The sequence below is a fragment of the Paraburkholderia sp. FT54 genome (genome assembly GCF_031585635.1).
GTDB lineage: Bacteria > Pseudomonadota > Gammaproteobacteria > Burkholderiales > Burkholderiaceae > Paraburkholderia.
The window spans coordinates 1,035,350-1,050,259 of the sequence record NZ_CP134195.1; the positions used below are offsets into that span (position 1 = coordinate 1,035,350).

Genomic DNA, 14,910 nt, shown 5'->3' on the forward strand with positions numbered 1-14,910 from the left:
CGTTACTCAGGCTTTAAGCACCAGCCGCTTTTCAATCCACTCGATCAATGCGCCGATCACCCGGTCGCGGTCCATGTCGTTCATCGTCTCGTGATAGCTGCCTTCGTGCAGGGTGAGCGTCTTGTCCGGCGAGCCTGCATGCTGGCCGAATTCGCGGCTGCCTTCGGGTTCGGTGAGCTTGTCGGCGGTGCCGTGATAAACCAGCAGCGGTACTCGCAAGCCAGCACGGCCGCGTTCGATGCGCGCCATCGCCAGCAGCAGTTCCGCGCCGGTACGCGCGGCAATCGCGCCGTGATGCACGAGCGGATCGTTGCGATTGGCGTTCACCACGGGTTGAAGTCGGGATAGCAAGGCGGCGTCGATTTTCATCGCCGGGAAGCTCGGGTAGAGGCGGCTGATCACCTGGCTCAGCTTGAGCATCCAGCGCGGCACGTCGCGGCCGGGCGCCAGCGCCGGGCTCGACAGGATCAAGCCGTTCAGGCGCCGGCCGCTCGCTTCGAGCCGTTCGATTGCATACAGCGCCGCTACGGCGCCGCCCATGCTGTGGCCCATCAGGAAGAGCGGGGCGCAACTTTGCGCGGCGGCGTCGAGCAGGGCTTGCGCGTCCAGCAGATAGTCGTCGAAGCGCTTCACGTAGGCTCGCCTGCCGGGCGCGTGGCCATGGCCGCGCAAATCGATCGCCACCAGTTCGATACCCGCTGCGTTCAGTCGCGCGGCCAGCGCCGCATAGCGGCCGGCGTGTTCGGCGAGTCCGTGGAGCAGCGCGACCGTGGCGCGCAGCGGCGCGGCGGCCGGCCAGCGGTACAGCGGCAGTTCCAGCCCGTCGCCGGTCTTGACCGACGCGCGCTGTGGCTCGCCGGCATTCCGGTTGCCAGTGCTGGACCGCACGTTACTGCTTTGGGATGTTTCCATGGCTACTGCTTATCCTGATTTTGTTCCGCCTGATCATAGTCGCAGCGACAGTGCGCGCGCGAGCGTCTCGCACGGAGCGTGCCTCTAATGCCCACAGGTTATGAAAAGATCGTAATTGATTATTAAAGGGAATGTCGACGCTGCGGTAGAATTGCGGCCTCAAATCCCAATAAAAGCAACGGCGGCCGCTTGTCGGGAGCGCACAACGCTCGCTGACAGCCTCCGCCGTTTCGTTTTTCCATGATCGAAATACGCAATATCTCCCAGCGGTTCGCCGGGCCCCGGGGCTGGGTCGAGGCGCTGCACAACGTCAATCTGTCGGTTCCGGCGGGCGAGGTGTTCGGCATCATCGGCCGCAGCGGCGCGGGCAAGAGTACGCTCGTGCGCACCATCAACCTGCTGACGCGTCCGAGCGAAGGCAATATTGTCGTCAACGGCCGCGATCTGACCACGCTGCCCGCCGCGCAATTGCGCGAGGCGCGCCGCGAGATCGGCATGATCTTCCAGCACTTCAACCTGCTGTCGTCGCGTACGGTCTACGAGAACGTCGCGCTGCCGCTCGAACTCGCCGGCATGCAGCGCGACGAAATCGAAGCGAACGTGCTGCCGCTGCTCGATCTGGTCGGCCTGTCGGCGCAGAAGGACCGGTTTCCGGCGCAGATCAGCGGCGGGCAGAAGCAGCGCGTCGGCATTGCGCGCGCGCTCGCGAGCAAGCCCAAAGTGCTGCTCTCCGACGAAGCCACCTCCGCGCTCGATCCGGAAACCACGCGCGCGATTCTCGACCTGCTCAAGCGCATCAATCGAGAATTGAACCTGACCATCGTCCTGATCACGCACCAGATGGATGTGATCAAACAGGTCTGCGACCGCGTCGCGGTGTTGGACGCGGGCCGTGTGGTCGAAGAAGGCAAGGTCATCGACGTGTTCCTGCAACCGCATCACGAAGTCACGCGCGCCTTGATCGGCGACGTGATTGCGCAGGAACTGCCGCCCGCCATGAAGGCACGCGTCGCGGAGCGCCTGAAGACAGGCAGCGGCCACTTGCTGCGCCTCGCGTTTACCGGCTCGGGCGTCGATCAGCCGATCCTGTCGGAAACGATTCGCCGTTACGAACTCGACTTCAACATCCTGCACGGCCAGATCGACGAGATCCAGGGGCAGGCGTTCGGCTCGCTTGCGGTGCTCGCGGGCGGCGAACCGGCGAAGGTGGCGCAGGCGCTGACGTATCTGCGTGAACAGGGTGTGGTGGTGGAGGAGCTCTCGTATGTTGAGTGAAATGTTCGATATGTTCGTCCAGTCGTTCTGGGAAACGCTCGTCATGGTGGGCATTTCCGGGCTGGTCGGCGCCTTGGTGGGTTTGCCGCTCGGCGTGCTGCTGTATCTGACGGATCGCCAGGGTGTGCTGCAGAACGTCGCCGTGAATCGCGTGATGGGCGTGATCGTCAATGCGGTCCGTTCGACGCCGTTCATCATCCTGCTGGTGGCCGTGATTCCGTTCACGCGTCTCGTGGTCGGTTCGTCGATCGGCACGGCGGCCGCCGTCGTGCCGCTGACGATCGCCGCCGCGCCGTTCATCGCGCGCCTGGTCGAGACCGCGCTGCGCGAAGTGGACCGCGGCCTGATCGAAGCCGCCCAGGCGATGGGCGCGACCACCAGCCAGATCGTCTTCAAGGTGTTGCTGCCGGAATCGCTGCCGGGCGTGGTCGCCGGCTTGACGATCACGTTCGTGTCGCTGGTCGGCTATTCGGCGATGGCTGGCGCGATCGGCGGCGGCGGTCTTGGCGATCTCGGCATTCGCTACGGGTATCAGCGTTTTTTGCCGGAAGTCATGTTGACGGTCGTGGTGATTCTGATCGTCTTCGTGCAGTTGGTGCAGTCGTTCGGGGATTGGCTCGTGCGTCGTTTGAGCCATAAGTAAAACAACAATTTCGATCAGGTTCGGAAAGGTCCATCATGCAACGTCGTTTCATTCTCAAGCTGGCAGCCGTGTTCGGCGCCGCATCGCTGTTCGCCGCCAACGCGGCTCACGCTGAAGACACGATCAAGGTCGGCGTCACCGGCGGTCCGCACGCGCAGATCATGGAAGTCGTCAAAACAGTCGCGGCGAAGAACGGTTTGAACATCAAGATCGTCGAATTCTCCGACTACGTGCAGCCGAACGCCGCGCTCGCCGGCGGCGATCTGGACGCGAACAGCTACCAGCACGACCCGTATCTGCAGGCGCAGGTGAAGGATCGCGGCTACAAGTTGATCCGCGTCGCGGACACGGTCACGTACCCGATGGGCATCTACTCGAAGAAAGTGAAGACGCTGGCCGAGCTGCAGCCGGGGGCGAAGATCGCCGTGCCGAACGATCCGACCAATGGCGGCCGCGCGCTGCTGTTGCTGCAAAAGCAGGGTCTGCTGAAGCTGCGTGCGGACGCGGGCCTGAAGGCGACGCCGCTCGATATCGTCGACAACCCGAAGAAGCTGAAGATCGTCGAACTCGACGCCGCGCAGATTCCGCGCTCGCTGAACGACGTGGACGCGGCCGCGATCAACACGAACTTCGCGATGGAAGCGGGTCTGAAGCCCAAGCAGGACGCGATTGCGATCGAAGATCCCAAAGGTCCGTACGTGAACATCATCGCAATCCGCGAAGCGGATAAGAACAAGCCATGGGTCGCCAAACTGGTCGCGGCGTATCATTCGCCGGAAGTGAAGCAGTTCGTTGAAAGCAAATTCGGCGGGTCGGTGATCACCGCGTGGTGAGCCGGCGGCCTGCAGAACAAGCAAGATACGACGGCAATGCAAAATTAGAGTCGTAGGGCTTAACCCGGGGTTGTCGCCCGGGTTTTTTCGAGTTTAAAATAGAACGATCGTTCGATATTGCCGTCACGCCGCTGAGGAGCGATATCCTCGTGCTAAAGCACCCGCGACACGGCTGCCATGAGGGCAGTCGCTATAATGTCCGTTGGGTTGACGTATTCGTAACTTTGGAGCGTGTGCATGAAAATCCTGGTGCCAGTCAAAAGAGTGGTCGACTACAACGTGAAAGTTCGAGTCAAGTCGGACGGCACGGGCGTCGACATTGCTAACGTGAAGATGTCGATGAATCCGTTCGACGAAATCGCGGTTGAGGAAGCGGTGCGTCTGAAGGAAGCGGGCGTGGCGACGGAAGTGATCGCTGTGTCGGCGGGTGTGACGCAATCGCAGGAAACGCTGCGCACGGCGCTGGCGATTGGTGCGGATCGCGCGATTCTGATCGAGTCGGGCGAGGAACTGCAGCCGCTGGCTGTCGCGAAGCTGCTGAAGGCGCTGGTCGACAAGGAACAGCCGCAGCTGGTCATTCTCGGCAAGCAGGCCATCGACGACGATTCGAACCAGACCGGCCAGATGCTCGCTGCCTTGGCTAACCTGCCGCAAGCCACGTTTGCCTCGAAGGTTGTCGTGGCAGACGGCAAGGCAACCGTTTCGCGCGAAGTGGATGGCGGCGCGGAAACGCTGTCCTTGAAGCTCCCCGCAGTCATCACTACCGACCTGCGCCTGAACGAGCCGCGTTATGTGACGCTGCCGAACATCATGAAGGCGAAGAAGAAGCCGCTGGAAGTCCTCAAGCCGGAAGATCTGGGTGTCGACGTCACGCCGCGCCTGAAGACGCTGAAAGTCGTCGAGCCGCCGAAGCGCTCCGCCGGTGTGAAGGTGCCGGATGTGAAGACACTGGTCGAGAAGCTGAAGACCGAAGCCAAGGTGCTTTAAGTAGAACGGCAACCATGTTGCATGGGACTGGAGTAAGCGCCAAAGCGCTAACTCCAGTCGACACGGAGATAGAGCAAATGACGAATCTGGTAATAGCAGAACACGACAGCGCGTCGATCAAGGCCGCGACGCTGAACACGATCGCAGCGGCGCAGAAGATTGGTGGCGATATCCACGTGCTGGTGGCAGGTCACAACGCACAGGCCGCAGCGGATGCGGCAGCGAAGATCGCAGGCGTTAGCAAAGTGTTGCTCGCCGATGCGCCGCAACTCGAAGCCGGCCTCGCGGAAAACATCGAAGCGACGGTGATGAACATCGCGAAGGATTACACACACATCCTCGCGCCGGCCACCGCTTACGGCAAGAACATCGCGCCGCGTATCGCCGCGAAGCTGGACGTCGCGCAAATCAGCGACATCACGGCAGTGGACAGCCCGGATACGTTCGAGCGCCCGATCTACGCAGGCAACGCGATCGCAACGGTGCAGTCTCAGGACCCGATCAAGGTCATCACGGTCCGCACGACCGGTTTCGATGCCGTGGCAGCCGAAGGCGGCAGCGCGACGGTAGAAAAGATCGAAGCGGCAGCCGACAGCGGCATCTCGCAGTTCGTCAGCCGTGAGGTGACGAAGCTGGACCGTCCGGAACTGACGTCGGCGAAGATCATCGTCTCGGGTGGCCGCGGCCTGGGCAACGGCGAGAACTACACGAAGGTTCTCGAACCGCTGGCGGACAAGCTGAACGCAGCGCTGGGCGCATCGCGCGCAGCAGTCGATGCGGGCTTCGTGCCGAACGACTATCAGGTCGGCCAGACCGGCAAGATCGTCGCGCCGCAGCTGTACATTGCAGTCGGTATCTCGGGTGCGATCCAGCATCTGGCCGGCATGAAGGACAGCAAAGTGATCGTCGCGATCAACAAGGACGAAGAAGCGCCGATCTTCAGCGTCGCCGATTACGGTCTGGTGGGCGATCTGTTCACGCTCGTGCCCGAACTCGTTAGCGAACTCGGCTAAGCACCGTAGCGCCGCGTAAAAGGCGTCTGGCAGCACATGAAGGGCGCGGGACCGACCAGGTCCAGCGTCCTTTTTTATATCAAAGACGGGAGGAGAACATGAGCTATACGGCGCCACTCAAGGACATGCTGTTCGTGATGAAAGAACTGGCCGGTCTCGAAGATATCGCGACGTTGCCGGGCTTCGAAGACGCGAACCTCGAGACGGCGCAAGCCGTGCTCGAAGAATCGGCGAAACTGTGCGGTGGAGTGCTGGCGCCGCTGAATGTCGAAGGCGATCGCAATCCGAGCAGCTGGAAAGACGGCGTGGTCACCGCGACGCCCGGCTTCAAGGAAGCGTTCCGCCAGTTCGGCGAAGGCGGCTGGCAAGGCGTGCAACATCCGCTCGACTATGAAGGCCAAGGCCTGCCGAAGTTGATCGCGACGCCGTGCGTCGAAATGCTCAACGCGTCGAATCTGTCGTTCGCACTGTGTCCGTTGCTGACCGACGGCGCGATCGAAGCATTGCTCACCGCCGGCACCGAAGCGCAAAAACAAACCTATGTGCCGAAGCTGATTTCCGGCGAATGGACCGGCACGATGAACCTGACCGAGCCGCAGGCCGGTTCCGATCTCGCGTTGGTGCGCACGCGCGCCGAGCCGCAGGGCGACAGTTCGTTCAAGCTGTTCGGCACGAAGATTTTCATCACGTGGGGCGAGCACGACATGGCGAAGAACATCGCGCATCTCGTGCTGGCGCGCACGCCGAACGCGCCGGAAGGCGTGAAGGGCATTTCGCTGTTCATCGTGCCGAAGTTTCTCGTCAATGAAGACGGTTCGCTCGGCGAGCGCAACGACGTGCATTGCGTCTCGATCGAACACAAGCTCGGCATCAAGGCGAGCCCGACTGCGGTATTGCAGTTCGGCGACCATGGCGGCGCGGTCGGTCATCTGATCGGCGAAGAGAATCGTGGTCTCGAGTACATGTTCATCATGATGAACGCGGCGCGTTTTGCGGTCGGCATGCAAGGTGTCGGCATCTCGGATCGCGCTTACCAGAAGGCGGTGGCGTACGCGAAAGATCGTGTGCAAAGCCGTCCCGTGGATGGCTCCGCGAAGCAGCCGGTTGCGATCATTCAACATCCCGACGTGCGCCGTATGCTCGCGACCATGCGTGGCCTCACCGAGGCGTCGCGCGCACTCGCGTATGTAGCCGCGGGTCACTGCGATATCGCGCATCGTCATGCGGACGAAGGCAAGCGCGCCGAGCATCAGGCGATCTACGAATACCTTGTGCCGATCGTGAAGGGCTGGAGCACGGAACTGTCGATCGACGTCACGAGCCTCGGCGTGCAGGTGCACGGCGGCATGGGCTTCATCGAAGAAACCGGCGCCGCGCAGTACTACCGCGATGCGCGCATTCTGCCGATCTACGAAGGCACCACCGCGATTCAGGCCAACGACCTGATCGGTCGCAAGACCTTGCGCGACGGCGGCAAGGTGGCGAAGTCGCTGCTCGCCGGTGTGGCTGAAACGGTCGAAGCACTCGGCGCGCAGCAATGCCCGGCGTTCGATTCGATGAAGAAGTATCTCGCGCAGGGCCAGCGCTCGTTGAGCGCGGCGGTCGATTTTGTTGTTGCCAATACGAAGGGTGATCCGAATGCGGTGTTCGCGGGCAGCGTGCCGTATCTGAAACTCGCGGGCGTCGTGCTGGGCGGCTGGCAGATGGCGCGTGCGTTGCTCGTGGCGGCTCAGAAGCGCGACGAAGACCCGTCGTTCTACGGCGCCAAGATCGCGACCGCGCAGTTCTACGCGGAGCACGTGTTGCCGCTGGCGTCGGCGCTCGAGGCGTCGATTGTTAGCGCCAAGGGTGGAGAGAGTGTGCTGGCTCTGTCGGAAGATCAGTTCTGACGTCGCTTTTACCTCGCTTGAAAAAACAAACGGCGCCTGGGCGCCGTTTGTTTTTGTCGCGCCGGTCTGTCAGATCACAAACCAGCGCAACCGCTCTCGCGAAGCGTCGTCGTTAAACCTTAAGCATAAGCCGGGCGATGCGCGCCGCCGATCTCGCCGAAATAGCGATGCACCGACAGATCGTCCGCCTTGATGGCGGGTTGCTTGCCCGACATCACGTCGGCGAGCAGTTGGCCCGAGCCGCACGACATCGTCCAGCCCAACGTGCCGTGGCCCGTGTTCAGGAACAGGTTCGGCACGGGCGTGCGGCCGACGATCGGCGTGCCGTCCGGCGTCATCGGACGCAGACCGGTCCAGAAGGTGGCCTTCGATGTATCGCCGCCGCCCGGGAACAAGTCGTTCACGCACAGTTCCAGCGTTTCGCGGCGCGCCCGGCGCAGCGATTTGTCGAAACCGACGATCTCGGCCATGCCGCCCACACGAATCCGGTCGTCGAAGCGCGTGATCGCGATCTTGTACGTTTCGTCGAGCACAGTGGATACCGGCGCCGACGCTTCGTTGACGATCGGCGCGGTGATCGAATAACCCTTGAGCGGATAGACGGGAATCTTCACGAGACCGGACAGGAACTGGGTCGAGTACGAGCCCAGCGCGACGACGAACGAATCCGCGCGCACCAGTTCCTCGCCGCACTTCACACCGGCGATGCGGTCACCAGCCATCGCGAGTGCGTCGATCGGCGTGTTGTAGCGGAATTTGACACCCAGTTCCTCGGCCAGTGCGGCGAGGCGCGTGGTGAACATCTGGCAGTCGCCGGTTTCGTCGCCCGGCAGGCGCAGACCGCCGGTCAGCTTGTTCGACACGGCGGCGAGCGCCGGTTCGGCCCGCGCGAGTTCGGCCGGCGACAGCAGTTCATACGGCACGTTGGCTTCCTGCAGCACGGCGATGTCTTTCGCCGCACCCTCGAATTGCTGCTGCGTGCGGAACACCTGGAGCGTGCCGCCGGTGCGCCCTTCGTACTGGATGCCGGTTTCAGCGCGCAGCGCTTGCAGACAGTCGCGGCTGTATTCAGCGAGACGGACCATGCGGCCCTTGTTCACCGCATAACGCGACGACGTGCAGTTCTGCAGCATCTGCCACATCCATTGCAACTGGAACTGCGTGCCGTCGAGGCGGATCGCCAGCGGCGCGTGTTTCTGGAACATCCACTTGACGGCCTTCAGCGGCACGCCAGGCGCGGCCCACGGCGACGCGTAGCCCGGCGAGATCTGGCCTGCATTGGCGAAACTGGTTTCGAGCGCCGGGCCGGCCTCGCGATCGATAACGGTCACTTCGTGCCCCGCGCGCGCCAGGTAATATGCACTGGTCACGCCGACAACGCCACTGCCCAAAACGACGACTCGCATAGATGCTCCAGGTATTCAAATGAGGTCTGAGGGCGGTGCGCTCGCGGATTCGTTAGAATTCGGTCGATTAACGAGGTGTAACGCGGTTTGCCCAGTGTTAGCCGCTATACTATTAACAGTCAGGTAGGTTTTGTTATTGTATTTTCAAGATTTTCAGCAAAAACACCATGCGTACACAGCGCCAGCCGGTCCGGTCCCTCGACAAACTCGATCACAAGATCCTGCGGCTGCTGCAACAGGATGGCCGCATGGCAATGAAAGACCTGGCGGAGCAGGTGGGGTTGTCGGTCACGCCTTGCATCGAGCGCGTCAAGCGGATGGAGCGCGACGGCGTGATCACCGGCTACCACGCGCGCGTGAACCCGGCGGAATTGGGCGCGGCGCTGCTGGTGTTCGTCGAGATCACGCTGGCCCACAAGAGCGGCAACACGTTCGAGCAGTTCCGGCGCGAGGTGCAGAAGATCCCGGAGGTGCTGGAATGCCACCTGGTGTCGGGCGATTTCGACTATCTGATCAAGGCGCGCATCGGCGAAATGGCCGACTACCGGAAACTGCTCGGCGATATCCTCTTGCAACTGCCCGGCGCGGTGCAGTCGAAAAGCTATGTGGTAATGGAAGAGATCAAGGAAACGCTGACCATCGCGGTCGGGGATTAACCGGTACATCAGCGCTCGGCGGGGCTCGACAAACGGTGTAAACACTGTATATTTATACAGGTGTTTTATGCCGTTTTCTGTTTTTGCGTGTTCCAGCCGTGACCGACTTCGATTCCCACTTCGTCAACGAGTTTCCGATCGCGCCGCCCGCGCCGCGCAAGGGCCGTGGCGCGGTGACGAATCTGCAAGGCCGCTACGAAGTCGACCAGCGCGAAGCGGTGGACGACGGCTGGCTGTCGCCGGCGGAAGCCGATGACGAGCCCAAGGCCTTGCGCACGCAGGTTTTCGAAGAGCGGGCCAAGACCATTCTGACGCGCAATGCGTCGCCGGATATTCCGTTCGGCGTATCGCTGAACCCGTATCGCGGCTGCGAGCACGGCTGCATTTATTGTTTTGCGCGGCCCACGCACGCCTATCTGGGGCTGTCGCCGGGGCTCGACTTCGAAAGCCGGATCTACGCCAAAGTCAACGCGCCGGAGTTGCTCGAGCGGGAATTGTCGAAGAAGTCCTATGTGCCGGAGCCGATCGCGCTGGGCGTCAATACGGACGCGTGGCAGCCCGTCGAACGCGACTTGCGGCTCACACGCAGGGTGATCGAAGTGCTCAGCGAACGTCAGCATCCGTTTGCGGCAATCACCAAGTCGTCGCTGATCGAACGCGATCTCGATCTGCTGGCGCCCATGGCGGCGTGCGGACAATTCATGGCGGCCATCACCATCACCACGCTGGACGCCGAAATCGCCCGCACACTCGAACCGCGCGCGGCCACGCCGTCACGGCGGCTACGAACCATCCGTACGTTGAGCGAGGCGGGCATACCGGTCGGCGTCAGCATCGCGCCGGTGATTCCGTTCGTCACCGAGCCGGACATGGAGCGCGTGCTGGAGGCCTGCGCCGAGGCCGGTGCAAGCAACGCGAGCTATATCGTGCTGCGTCTGCCGTGGGAAGTCGCTCCGCTATTCAAGGATTGGCTCGCGGCGCACTTTCCCGATCGTGCCGACCGTGTCATGAGCCGGGTGCGGGACATGCGGGGCGGGAAGGATTACGACTCGTCCTTCTCCACACGCATGAAGGGCGAAGGATTATGGGCGGATCTGCTCAAGCAGCGATTCCAGAAGGCGGCGCGCCGTCTGGGACTGAATCAGCGTGACCGCGGCATTCTGGATATGTCGCACTTTCGCCGCCTCGAGGTGCCGCGTCCCGCCGAACCGCCGCGCGACGATCCTCAACTGGATCTTTTTTAGCGCAGCGCCCGGCGCTCACTGCGAGAGGGCTTTGGCCGCCTGCACCTGACTTTCGAAGTACGTCTGGAATGAAATGGCGAGGCCTGTCATCAGCAGGAATGCGCCGATCAGCAGCGAAAAGATCACGATGAAAATGACCGTCCAGCCGGAGCGGCTTTTGCGCTGGGTCTGAGCGTTGAACTGCGCGTCCCATTTCTCGTCCGGACGCAGCCCGTAGACGATCGCGGCGAGAAACGCGGCCAGCAGCGAAACCGCGCCGGGAAAGGCCAGCACCCAGCCGAGCATCGAAGACCGTTCGCTCGCCACCACCAGCATGGCGCCCGGAATGCCGATCAGCGTGCCGATCACGTGAGCCCAGCCGTAAATGTCGCGCATGCCGTACAGATAGAACCGGTGAGCGCCGAGGCTGCCGAAGAAGAACGCCAGGGCGGCGGTCATCGTCTTGGATCTGAAGCGCGGGGAAGTCGAAACAAGGGTGGACATGTAGGCCAGAGCAGAGTGACAGGCGGTCGAAAGGAGCGCCGCGCGGCTCGCGCGGACCGACGCGCATTCTACGCCCGCCGCGGGCCGCGGGTCACGTGACGGGCGGTTGCGACGGCGAGGCGGGCGGTATAAGACGCGCTGGATTGGTTGCCGCGGCGGCGCGGGTAGCCGGGTTCGTCTAGCCGGCCCAGGTTTTTCGGCCGCCCGGCTTCGGGCGCCGGGCGGCCGACGCGGTGAGTCGGTTGAGGCCGGCTACGGCGTTGAATAAGTGACGCGATAGACGGCGCCGGCGTAATCGTCGCTGATCAGGAGCGAACCATCGGGCAGTGGCAGCACGTCGGCCGGGCGACCCCACTCGGTCTCGCCCGGCTGAAGCCAGCCTTCGGCAAAGACTTGCTGGCGGGCGTTGCTGCCATCCGGGTCCGTGATCACGTGCACGACGCGGTAGCCGACCTTCTTGCTGCGATTCCACGAGCCATGCTCGGCGATGAAAATCGAGTTTCGGTAAGCCGGCGGAAACATGGACCCGCTATAAAAGCGCATGCCGAGCGCCGCGACGTGCGCCCCGAGTTTGACCACGGGCGGCGTGAACGCGCTGCACGGACGGTCTTTGCCGAACTCGGGGTCAGGGGTGTCGCCGCCATGGCAGTACGGAAAACCGAAATCCATCCCGGCGCGCGGCGCGCGATTGAGTTTGTCGTCCGGCACGTCGTCGCCGAGCAGGTCGCGGCCGTTGTCGGTGAACCACAGTTCATGCGTGACCGGATGCCACGCGAAGCCAACCGAATTGCGGATGCCGCGCGCCACGACTTCGTAGTGACTGCCGTCCGGGTCCATGCGGCCGATCAGCCCGAAGCGGTTGCGATCCTTCAGGCAGACGTTGCACGGCGCGCCTTGGGGCACATACAGCTTGCCGTCCGGGCCGAAGGCGATGAATTTCCAGCCGTGGTGCGCCTCCGTCGGCAACGTGTCGATCACGACGGCAGGTTTGGGCGGATCGTTAAGGTGGGTGTCAATGGCATCGAAGCGCACAATTTCCGACACGGCGGAAACATAGAGCGCACCGTCGCGCCAAGCCAAGCCCGCTGGCGTTTCCAGACCGGAAGCGATCACGTGACGCGCCGTCACTCGTCCGTTTTGCAATTCGAGCGCGTAGACGTGGCCGTCGAGGCTGCCTATATAAAGAATGCCCTTCGGCGAGAGCGCCATGGCTCGCGCGCTCGGCACGGCATCCGACAAGACCTCGATATGGAAGCCCGGCGGCAGTTTGATTCGCTCGACCGGCAGCGCTGCTAGCGCCGGCAGGGCGGTTGCCGCGAGCAACATGGCCGCGCCTGCGCGCAGGCCCCGGTTTCGCAAAGCGCGCGCCGAGACGGCAAACCGCACGAAGGCGGTAAAGAATGCGCGCAAAGAGACAATGGGTTGCAGCAGGTTCACGGGCGCTCCATCAGGTAATTCGGGCGTTTCGATGTGGCTCGGGAGTCTCGTCCGTATGGCCGGCGCCACCGCGTCGCTCAGTTTATCCGGGTAAGTGTTTGTTATGGCGTCGGTTTCCCGCTATAATCGCGTGTTTCAGTCGTTCCGAACCCCGGTTTTCAAGGATTCTAGTATGGTCATCATCCGCTTGGCTCGTGGCGGCTCCAAGAAGCGCCCGTTCTACAACATCGTCGCAACCGATTCGCGTAACCGTCGTGACGGCCGCTTCATCGAGCGCGTTGGCTTCTACAACCCGGTCGCTACGAAGGGTGAGTCCCTCCGTATCGCTCAAGACCGCCTGACGTATTGGCAAGGTGTTGGCGCACAACTGTCGCCGACCGTCGAGCGTCTCGTGAAAGAAGCTGCAAAGGCGCAGCCGGCTGCTTAATGGTAGCTAGCATGCGTATCGTCGTCGGTTCGACCGGCGGCTCGCGCGGTTTGCGTGAGCAGTCCGATGCGCGAGTTGTTTTGCTGACGCAGGCGTCGAAGCTGGCAGCGAGGTTCTCTTATGTCTGAGCGTGATTCCGGCAGTTCTGGTCGCGTGAAGGCAGCAGCCCCGCGCGCGAAGACGTCTGGTCAGGCGCCATTCGGTGCATTCGTCCGCAAGCCGGTCGAAAAAGCCGAGGGCAAGGCGAAAGCGCAAGATTCAAACGCCGGTTCCGGTGCGGCAGAAATGCGCGTGGAAACGGTGGAAAGCTGGCCGGCCGATGCGGTCGAGGTCGGCGCAGTCGTCGACGCTTACGGCCTCAAGGGCTGGGTCAAGGTAGCCGCTCATGCGGATGCCGGGCATGGCGGCGACGCGTTGCTGAGCGCGAAGCGCTGGTGGCTGCTCAAAGGCCAGGAGCGCAAGTCGGCGCCGTCATTGCAGGCGAAAACGCATAGCGACAGTGTGGTTGCCCATCTGGGCGGCGTCACTGACCGCGACGTGGCGTTGGCATTGCGCGGCTCTCGCGTCTATATCAGCCGCAGCGAATTTCCGGCTCTCGAAGCGGACGAATTCTACTGGGTCGACCTGCTCGGCCTGGATGTGGTGAACGTTGCCGGGGTCAATCTCGGCAAGGTTGCAGACATGATCGACAACGGTGCGCACTCGGTGTTGCGTATCGAATACCCGGCTACCGACAAAAGCGGCAAACCGGTCACCGGCGAGCGTTTGATCCCGTTCGTCGGCGTCTTTGTCAAAACGGTGGACCAGGCGGCGAAGCAGATCACTGTCGACTGGGAAGCTGATTACTAAAACATTCGCTGAACGGAGAGAGCGATGCAGTTCGATGTCGTCACGCTCTTTCCTGACATGTTTCGCGCGCTGACCGACTGGGGCATCACCAGCCGTGCGGCGAAGCAGGAGCGCTACGGGTTGCGTACGTGGAATCCGCGCGATTTCACCACCGACAATTACCGCACGATCGACGATCGCCCGTACGGCGGCGGCCCCGGCATGGTCATGCTGGCCAAGCCGCTGGAAGACGCAATCGGCGCGGCGAAAGCGGCGCAGGCGGAGCAGGGCATCGGCGCATCGCGCGTCGTGATGATGTCGCCGCAAGGCGCCACGCTGAATCACGACCGTGTCATGCAGTTCGCGGCCGAACCCGGTTTGATCCTGTTGTGCGGGCGCTATGAAGCGATCGATCAGCGTTTGCTCGACCGTGTCGTCGACGAAGAAGTCAGCCTTGGCGACTTCGTGCTGTCGGGCGGCGAATTGCCGGCCATGGCCTTGATGGACGCCGTGGTGCGTCAGTTGCCCGGTGTGCTCAATGACTCGCAGTCAGCGGTGCAGGATAGTTTTGTCGACGTGCTGCTGGATTGTCCGCATTACACGCGCCCTGAGGAATACAACGGTGCGCGTGTGCCCGATGTGCTGCTCGGCGGCCATCATGCGGAGATCGAAGCGTGGCGCCGGCGTGAAGCTCTGCGCAACACGTTGAACAAACGGCCCGATCTGATCGTGAAGGCCAGAAAGAACAAGATGTTGAGCCGTGCCGATGAGGCGTGGCTTACGAGTCTCGCGAAGGAAGAGTCGAAGGCGTAAAGCCTTGGGCCTTTCGAGCGGACATTAGGCGGCGCCGCGCATGCGTGCACGGCGCCAGATGTGA

The 14,910-nt window shown here is 62.6% G+C and carries 15 protein-coding genes; 11 read left to right on the forward strand and 4 right to left on the reverse strand.

The window, feature by feature from the left end; genetic code table 11:
• Window positions 1–6: 6 nt before the first annotated feature.
• Window positions 7–912 (reverse strand): lysophospholipase, encoded by a 906-nt coding sequence (locus RI103_RS04815; protein WP_310814258.1) that lies wholly within the window; start codon window positions 910–912, stop codon window positions 7–9.
• 240 nt (window positions 913–1,152) lie between these two features.
• Here RI103_RS04815 and RI103_RS04820 point away from each other — a divergent pair, with 240 nt between their 5' ends.
• The 6 genes from RI103_RS04820 (at window position 1,153) to RI103_RS04845 (ending at window position 7,552) form a co-directional block, all read left to right on the forward strand.
• Complete coding sequence (locus RI103_RS04820) at window positions 1,153–2,187, forward strand: methionine ABC transporter ATP-binding protein (RefSeq protein ID WP_310814259.1); 1,035 nt, start codon at window positions 1,153–1,155, stop codon at window positions 2,185–2,187.
• On the forward strand, window positions 2,177–2,830 hold the full coding sequence (locus RI103_RS04825; RefSeq protein WP_310814260.1) for a methionine ABC transporter permease: 654 nt from the start codon (window positions 2,177–2,179) through the stop codon (window positions 2,828–2,830). Before RI103_RS04820 ends, RI103_RS04825 begins: the two co-directional genes overlap by 11 nt.
• Before the next feature lie 35 nt (window positions 2,831–2,865).
• Window positions 2,866–3,663 carry a MetQ/NlpA family ABC transporter substrate-binding protein gene (locus RI103_RS04830; RefSeq protein ID WP_310814261.1) on the forward strand — a complete coding sequence of 266 codons (798 nt, stop codon included), beginning with the start codon at window positions 2,866–2,868 and terminating at the stop codon, window positions 3,661–3,663.
• 237 nt (window positions 3,664–3,900) lie between these two features.
• Window positions 3,901–4,650: an electron transfer flavoprotein subunit beta/FixA family protein gene (locus tag RI103_RS04835; RefSeq protein ID WP_310814262.1), complete on the forward strand. Its 750-nt coding sequence runs from the start codon at window positions 3,901–3,903 to the stop codon at window positions 4,648–4,650.
• A gap of 77 nt (window positions 4,651–4,727) precedes the next feature.
• Window positions 4,728–5,663 carry an FAD-binding protein gene (locus RI103_RS04840; RefSeq protein ID WP_310814263.1) on the forward strand — a complete coding sequence of 312 codons (936 nt, stop codon included), beginning with the start codon at window positions 4,728–4,730 and terminating at the stop codon, window positions 5,661–5,663.
• Window positions 5,664–5,761: 98 nt separating this feature from the next.
• Window positions 5,762–7,552, forward strand: coding sequence for an acyl-CoA dehydrogenase (locus tag RI103_RS04845; RefSeq protein WP_310814264.1), 1,791 nt, complete (start codon window positions 5,762–5,764; stop codon window positions 7,550–7,552).
• A 119-nt stretch (window positions 7,553–7,671) separates the two neighbouring features.
• Here the strand turns inward: RI103_RS04845 and RI103_RS04850 are convergent, their stop codons facing one another.
• Window positions 7,672–8,958 carry a D-amino acid dehydrogenase gene (locus RI103_RS04850; protein WP_310814265.1) on the reverse strand — a complete coding sequence of 429 codons (1,287 nt, stop codon included), beginning with the start codon at window positions 8,956–8,958 and terminating at the stop codon, window positions 7,672–7,674.
• A gap of 167 nt (window positions 8,959–9,125) precedes the next feature.
• Between RI103_RS04850 and RI103_RS04855 the strand changes: the two genes are divergently transcribed.
• The gene (locus RI103_RS04855) at window positions 9,126–9,614 is read left to right on the forward strand and encodes an Lrp/AsnC ligand binding domain-containing protein (RefSeq protein WP_310814266.1); all 489 of its coding nucleotides are present in this window, start codon (window positions 9,126–9,128) and stop codon (window positions 9,612–9,614) included.
• Window positions 9,615–9,712: 98 nt separating this feature from the next.
• On the forward strand, window positions 9,713–10,858 hold the full coding sequence (locus RI103_RS04860; protein WP_310814267.1) for a PA0069 family radical SAM protein: 1,146 nt from the start codon (window positions 9,713–9,715) through the stop codon (window positions 10,856–10,858).
• Between the two features lie 15 nt (window positions 10,859–10,873).
• On the opposite strand, the gene RI103_RS04865 is transcribed toward RI103_RS04860, so the two are convergent.
• Window positions 10,874–11,341 carry an NINE protein gene (locus RI103_RS04865; RefSeq protein WP_310814268.1) on the reverse strand — a complete coding sequence of 156 codons (468 nt, stop codon included), beginning with the start codon at window positions 11,339–11,341 and terminating at the stop codon, window positions 10,874–10,876.
• Window positions 11,342–11,593: 252 nt separating this feature from the next.
• Window positions 11,594–12,778, reverse strand: a complete 1,185-nt coding sequence (locus RI103_RS04870) for a sorbosone dehydrogenase family protein (protein ID WP_310814269.1) — start codon at window positions 12,776–12,778, stop codon at window positions 11,594–11,596.
• Window positions 12,779–12,950: 172 nt separating this feature from the next.
• Between RI103_RS04870 and rpsP the strand changes: the two genes are divergently transcribed.
• From rpsP to trmD, 3 genes are all read left to right on the forward strand, one after another.
• Complete coding sequence (rpsP, locus tag RI103_RS04875; RefSeq protein WP_007180912.1) at window positions 12,951–13,205, forward strand: 30S ribosomal protein S16; 255 nt, start codon at window positions 12,951–12,953, stop codon at window positions 13,203–13,205.
• A 120-nt stretch (window positions 13,206–13,325) separates the two neighbouring features.
• A complete protein-coding gene (gene rimM, locus RI103_RS04880) occupies window positions 13,326–14,054 on the forward strand; it encodes a ribosome maturation factor RimM (protein WP_310814270.1) in 729 nt (242 codons plus the stop codon).
• A 24-nt stretch (window positions 14,055–14,078) separates the two neighbouring features.
• The gene (gene trmD / locus RI103_RS04885) at window positions 14,079–14,846 is read left to right on the forward strand and encodes a tRNA (guanosine(37)-N1)-methyltransferase TrmD (RefSeq protein ID WP_310814271.1); all 768 of its coding nucleotides are present in this window, start codon (window positions 14,079–14,081) and stop codon (window positions 14,844–14,846) included.
• The last annotated feature ends 64 nt before the right edge of the window (window positions 14,847–14,910 follow it).

Coding starts and splice junctions, on each gene's coding strand:
- RI103_RS04815 (WP_310814258.1), bottom strand. CDS start 912: ATGGAAACATCCCAAAGCAGTAACGTGCGGTCCAGCACTGGCAACCGG.
- RI103_RS04820 (WP_310814259.1), top strand. CDS start 1,153: ATGATCGAAATACGCAATATCTCCCAGCGGTTCGCCGGGCCCCGGGGC.
- RI103_RS04825 (WP_310814260.1), top strand. CDS start 2,177: ATGTTGAGTGAAATGTTCGATATGTTCGTCCAGTCGTTCTGGGAAACG.
- RI103_RS04830 (WP_310814261.1), top strand. CDS start 2,866: ATGCAACGTCGTTTCATTCTCAAGCTGGCAGCCGTGTTCGGCGCCGCA.
- RI103_RS04835 (WP_310814262.1), top strand. CDS start 3,901: ATGAAAATCCTGGTGCCAGTCAAAAGAGTGGTCGACTACAACGTGAAA.
- RI103_RS04840 (WP_310814263.1), top strand. CDS start 4,728: ATGACGAATCTGGTAATAGCAGAACACGACAGCGCGTCGATCAAGGCC.
- RI103_RS04845 (WP_310814264.1), top strand. CDS start 5,762: ATGAGCTATACGGCGCCACTCAAGGACATGCTGTTCGTGATGAAAGAA.
- RI103_RS04850 (WP_310814265.1), bottom strand. CDS start 8,958: ATGCGAGTCGTCGTTTTGGGCAGTGGCGTTGTCGGCGTGACCAGTGCA.
- RI103_RS04855 (WP_310814266.1), top strand. CDS start 9,126: ATGCGTACACAGCGCCAGCCGGTCCGGTCCCTCGACAAACTCGATCAC.
- RI103_RS04865 (WP_310814268.1), bottom strand. CDS start 11,341: ATGTCCACCCTTGTTTCGACTTCCCCGCGCTTCAGATCCAAGACGATG.
- rpsP (WP_007180912.1), top strand. CDS start 12,951: ATGGTCATCATCCGCTTGGCTCGTGGCGGCTCCAAGAAGCGCCCGTTC.
- rimM (WP_310814270.1), top strand. CDS start 13,326: ATGTCTGAGCGTGATTCCGGCAGTTCTGGTCGCGTGAAGGCAGCAGCC.
- trmD (WP_310814271.1), top strand. CDS start 14,079: ATGCAGTTCGATGTCGTCACGCTCTTTCCTGACATGTTTCGCGCGCTG.